This window comes from Ferroglobus sp. (assembly GCF_015521575.1).
Classification (GTDB): Archaea; Halobacteriota; Archaeoglobi; order Archaeoglobales; family Archaeoglobaceae; genus Ferroglobus.
In genome coordinates this window covers 1-5,412 of the sequence record NZ_WANY01000194.1, presented here as the reverse complement: position 1 = coordinate 5,412, position 5,412 = coordinate 1, and the positions used below count along the sequence as shown (strand labels likewise).

The following is a 5,412-nucleotide window of genomic DNA, read 5'->3' as shown; positions in this document are numbered from 1 at the left end:
GAGTTCTGTAGAAACCGAGCACGTACATAGCTCCGCCGGTTGTTAGGATAACGAGGGTTATTGGAATTAAAGGAACCACAGCATTTCTCAAGCTTCTGTAAACTATGAGAAGCAAGGTGACCACTAAAACGTAACTCGCTACAGTCATTCTATTCTGACCGTTAACGATTAAATCGGCAACGAACATTTTGAGGACGACGTCGCCGGTTAGATAGTAATCGAAAGCTCCGTAGAAGGAGATTTCTCTTTTAACTCTCTCGTAGAGACTTCTGAATTCGAGCCAGTCCATTTCTGAGACTGTAAAATATACGGCGAGAGTATTTCCAGAGAGGTAACGATTTTTGTGCTCGCCAAGCAGTTCAAGCTGATTTTCAAGTTCGTACTCGTTTTCACCAATTTCTCCAAATTTCGATCGAATGAGCTTTCCGAGGGAGGAGTAGTCTGTTATCTTGCCTTCAGATCTTGTTACATACTCTGCAAGCTCCTCAATCTTTTTTATCTCTTCGGCACTTATGGAATCGATTTTTGCAACGAGGATCAATCTGTCTTGGCTACCGAAAACGTTTTTCAGTTCGTTGAATTTTCTAATAGCCGGCAGGTCTTGAGGAATGTACTTGAAGAAGTTCGTTTCTAAGGGAACTTTTTCGTATCCGTAATAGCTCGCTGAAGCAACGATTAATGCGAGAAGCAAAACGACCTTGTACTTTCTTGCCGTTAAGAGAGCTAAGAAATCGAGAGTCTTTTCTGCAACTCCAACAATAGCCTTTCTCCTTTCTTTTCTGTCGGTAAGGACGAGAAAGGCTGGAAGAAACGATAAACTTAACAAATACGCGAAAACTAATCCAATAGCCGAAATCAATCCAAACCAACCGAGAGCTGGGACGCCGGAAAAAAGCATCGAAAGAAAGCCAATAACAGTTGTTATCAACGCCAACGATAACGCTCTGCTAACGCTCCTTATCGCAATTCCAGCAGCCTCAAAAGGGGTTAGACCTTTTCTCCTCTCTTCTTCGTATCTCCCCATGAACTGGGCAGCGTACTCGATGCTCAATCCTATTAGGACCGGAAGAAAAGCGTTTGTAACTTCTGTTAGCGGAATTCCAAGGATGGGCATCAATCCGTAGGCGTAAGTTACTGTTATCAGAGAAATCAAGAGGGGGAGAAAAAGATACCTCTTCTGCTCAACCACGCCTCTAAAAACGATAGATAGCGTGACCACCATCAGAACGACTGCTGCGATACCCATGTTTCTCATGCTGTCTCTTATGCTTTCCGAGACCTGATACCTTATCATCGGATTGCCAGTGGCTTCAACAACAACCCCCGGCGGCAAATCGAGTTCTGAAAGTCTCTTTTCAACCTCCTTCGCTACATCTTCGTATCTGTCCGGATCCGTGAGAACTTCGGCTTCAATTATCGCAAGGCTTCTCTTAGGAACGTACTGGGGAGAGTACTGATAAGTGAGAGATTCGAGTTGTTTTTCATCTGTAGGCAGATAACCGAGCCTCGTTACAATCGAATGCGCTGCGGATTTTACTTCCCCTATCCCGTTAACTTTCTTCAACTCCTCACCAATTTTTAAAATAAGTTCGTAGGTTTCGTAATTCAGAACGTCGTCGCTTTTAACGAAGACGTAGACTGAGGCAATACTTCCACCGAAATCTTTAGTGTAGAGCTTGTATTGCTTGTACTCTTTGAAATCCTCGCTGAAGTAGGTTTCGTAACCTTGATTCATTTTTACGTATTTCGCGTTATGGGCAAAGAAGAGAAATAGAAGAACGGTAGCCAAGATTACGACATGTCTAAACTTCAAGACTTTTTCCGCTTTCATCTCCTTCTCCACGCGATGTATAACGCCAAAGCTGAGAGAGCTATACCAAACCCCGGAATCCTCTTAGATTCCCTCACTTCGATGGGTAATTTAACCGGCTCACTTATCACCCACTCGTCGTTCAAATCCTTGTACTTTACTTCAAGGTTTAAAGCGTAAACTTTCGGGGTTGCGTCGCTGTCGACTTTAATTTTAAACGTCACGTTCTTCGCTTCTCCGGGCTTCAGACTTCCGATGTAGGAGGTGTCGTCGGTGGTTGAGAAGGGATCGACGACAGTGATTCTTGCCGTAGCTTCTCTTATTTCGTACTCTCCAAGGTTCTTTATAGCAACTCTGACTATTCCTTCTCTCCCGGCTTCAAGAACACCTTTTCCTATTACCTCAAACCTCGTCTTCTTTTTTATCTCGATTCCTATGTCGAACTCCTCGCTGACTTCCTTTCCAAGATCGTGATAAATTACGAGCTTGGCTGGGTACACTGTGTTTTCAGCATCCGACGAGGCTTTTACCTTAAACCTCAGCTCAGCCTCTTTTACGTCTCCAGCAAAATACTCTTCGGAAAGGGCAGTCAGCGGTGGTTTCACTTCAAGTTTCGCTTTCACACCTTTCAAAACCCTGTCAGCTTTCATTTTCACAACGACATCTCCCTTGCTTCCAGCATGAACATTCGACACAACCTCGACAATTTTTATTTCTGGCTTCTCCTCAACAAAAACTCCGAAGTTTTCTGTGGAAGTCTCCTTCAGTTCATTGTCGGAAACGTAGAATCCCTTTATCTGAAAAGGATAGTAGCCGCCCTCATCGACGTTGACTTCGACTGTAAACGTAACGTTTACACTTTCATTCGGCTCAAGATCTCCGACGTAAAAAGCTGAAGAGGTCAGAAAAGTTTTGACCTCCGGTGGAACGCTTATCTCCGAGGGAATCTGAATGAACGGCATTTTTACAAACTGCTTCAGTGCTTCCGAGTACTTTTCTATGTCCACTCTCTCCATTCCAGCAACAAGAAAGCCCCGCGGCGGATTGAGGGTTACGAAAAGTTTCTCAGCTTTAGTCCTTCCAGTGTTTTTCAAAGTTACAGTCACCTTGCCCTTTCCTCCAGCCACGAGTTCCGAAGTGACGTTGACGACCTCAAGAGAGACTTCTGGCTTTTCAACGATTAGCTTGAGCAATATTTCCTGCTCCTTTTCCTCGTACTTGATTTTGATGTACTCTGGATACACAACGATCTTCGTTTCGTTGACTATCGTCATAGTTTCTGGAAGAGGTAACCCAGTGGAGATGTTGTAGGTTTTCCTCTCCTCCTTTGGCACGGATTTGAAATCGGGAGAAGTTGTGTCGATGATTATTTCGTCGATGCACTCGTAGCTGAATTCGATCTTGAGGTAATGGGTACCGCTTTTAACTCCTTTTGTATCGATTATTACCGGAATTTGAACAGGTTTGAAGGGCGGTATCGCTGAAAATCTCATTTCTGGAGTTTTAACATTTAAAGTTTCACTTTCGAAGCTTACCGATACGTTGTAAGCCGTTATTAGCATGTCCGGATTCTTAGATACGAATTCGTACTCTTCGTAGCTGTCGTAGATTTGCTTCCAAAGTCTTGCGTTGTTCTGAATTACAACGTTGATCGCCTGCTCCTTTCCGAGTTCGAGATAATTGTTCCCAGCTACGTAGGCAGTAAAGTAAGGTTTGTCCTCGTAGTCTAAGGCTGCAGCGGGAAATATAATGATGAGCAGCATCAAAGGAAAGATCAGAGACCTCATACCACCACCTGTCGTAGCTGCTACTACAAAAATGTATTTAAACTTTTTTGGAGATTACATATTGTGGACAAGCTCGTGGAAGTTCTGAGGGATTTCAAGCTATCCGACTACGAAATTAAGGTCCTACTAACCCTCCTCTCGGAGGGGGAACTAACCGCAAGCGAAATAGCGGAAAAAAGCGGAATTCCGAGAACTTCGGTTTACGAGACCGTGAAAAGTTTGGAGAAAAAAGGGCTCGTCGTCTGCAGAGGAAAGCCGCTTAGAGTTAGAGCTTTGAGTGCAGAGCAACTCGTAAACGTTTTTGCGAAGAAACTCGAGGAGAAAATGAAAGCTCTCGACAAGCTAACGGAGATAGAGAAGGAAAAAAGAGAGGAAATCGTCACGATATACAGGAACGAAGCGGCATTTAACGCCCTCGAAAATCTCCTTGAAAAGGCTTCGAGCATAGTAGTCGCTTCCCTCAACCTTGACGAAAAACTGAAAAAAACTCTCGATTCTAAAAATGCGAGAAAAATTGTAAGGATTAGGGAGATTGAGAGCGACTTCAGCCATGCGATAATACTTGCCGAAGACAAAGCGATACTCTACACGAACCACAAAGGAGACGTGACGATAATCGTTGGGGGAGGGGAGTTTTCGAGATTTTACTTCGAGTTGCTCTCCGCTTTCATCAAAGACTTACCCTTCGAAGTTAAAAAGTAATAAACCTTTGGGAAGTCAGAACAGCTTTCAGAGCTTACGTCAACTCTAACCAAACCGGCTTTTACAAGAGAATTTAAAATATTTTTAAAATCGCTTCCCAAAATTTCCTTAGCTTTATCTTCATCGACAAAATCCTTCCCTTCGAATAGTTTTAGTAAAAATTCCCTCATCAGCCAGCTTCAAGCAGCTCTATTCCATCATCGGTCAACTTCAACTTTCCGTCTTCCTCCACAACAAATCCTTCCCTGATCAGCCAGTCGAGGTTAAACTTCAGCTGAAAGTCATCAAGGTTCAACTCCTTCTTCAGTTCCTCTCTTGTTTTTCCGTGAATGCCTATCGCCGCCACAATCTGCCTTCTTATCGGACTCATCGAAGCTTTAAACAACCTCTCGTGGTGGGACTTATCCCTTTCTCTTTTTTGAACCATCCAGACCACCTATAATTTAAAATTCGGAAATCTTAATAACATTTTCGAAATTTATCGTTTTAGTTGCAAACCTACTATTTTGTTAAGTAACTGAATGAATTCCTCTTCCTTACCCCTCGGAATTGTTGCTCCAGCGGCTATGCTGTGTCCTCCCCCATTTCCACCAACAGCCTCGGCAGCCTCTTTTATTGCAGAGGCTAAGTGCAAACCCTTCTCCACGAGTTCCTTTGTAGCTCTTGCAGAAACTTTCACCCCTTCATCGCTGTAAGCGAAAGCCACTATGGGCTTACTCTTCGAAGCAATGGAATAGCTCATCCCAGCAACTATTCCGACGATCGTTTCTGGAATTGCACTTTTAGCGTGAAAGTACTGAACGAACTCAAGCTCTACAATTCCCATTTCTTCCACAAGCCTAATTCCGGCGGAGAGGTTTTTTCTGTGCTCTTGCAAAAGAGTTCTTGCTTTCCTAAAGTATTTCCCTCTGTCTCCTAAGCACACCTTCAATCCGACCTCTTCAAACCCATATCTTGCGGTTGCGTTAAGAAGAGTCGAGTACTCCATTGCATCTCTCAGCTCGGTTCCATTTTCCTCCTCAAGGAGAATGTACGTCTCTCCTACAATCTTTTTTATGAGTTCGTAGGAGTAACCTGCCTCCATGCAGACTCTCACTATCCCGGATACGACTT

5 protein-coding genes are annotated in these 5,412 nt (G+C 43.7%); 1 reads left to right on the top strand and 4 read right to left on the bottom strand.

From position 1 onward, the window contains the following. Window positions 1–1,831 (bottom strand): hydrophobe/amphiphile efflux-3 (HAE3) family transporter (locus F7C14_RS07620; RefSeq protein ID WP_290901530.1); only part of this gene is annotated, 1,831 nt, incomplete at its 3' end. Continuing rightward, the gene (locus tag F7C14_RS07615) at window positions 1,828–3,597 is read right to left on the bottom strand and encodes a hypothetical protein (protein WP_290901527.1); all 1,770 of its coding nucleotides are present in this window, start codon (window positions 3,595–3,597) and stop codon (window positions 1,828–1,830) included. The genes F7C14_RS07620 and F7C14_RS07615, both read right to left, overlap by 4 nt. 63 nt (window positions 3,598–3,660) lie before the next feature. Here F7C14_RS07615 and F7C14_RS07610 point away from each other — a divergent pair, with 63 nt between their 5' ends. Then, window positions 3,661–4,299 (top strand): TrmB family transcriptional regulator, encoded by a 639-nt coding sequence (locus F7C14_RS07610; protein ID WP_290901525.1) that lies wholly within the window; start codon window positions 3,661–3,663, stop codon window positions 4,297–4,299. A gap of 169 nt (window positions 4,300–4,468) precedes the next feature. Here the strand turns inward: F7C14_RS07610 and F7C14_RS07605 are convergent, their stop codons facing one another. Continuing rightward, window positions 4,469–4,726, bottom strand: a complete 258-nt coding sequence (locus F7C14_RS07605; protein ID WP_290901523.1) for a hypothetical protein — start codon at window positions 4,724–4,726, stop codon at window positions 4,469–4,471. Window positions 4,727–4,777: 51 nt separating this feature from the next. After that, window positions 4,778–5,412 (bottom strand): DHH family phosphoesterase (locus F7C14_RS07600; protein WP_290901521.1); only part of this gene is annotated, 635 nt, incomplete at its 5' end.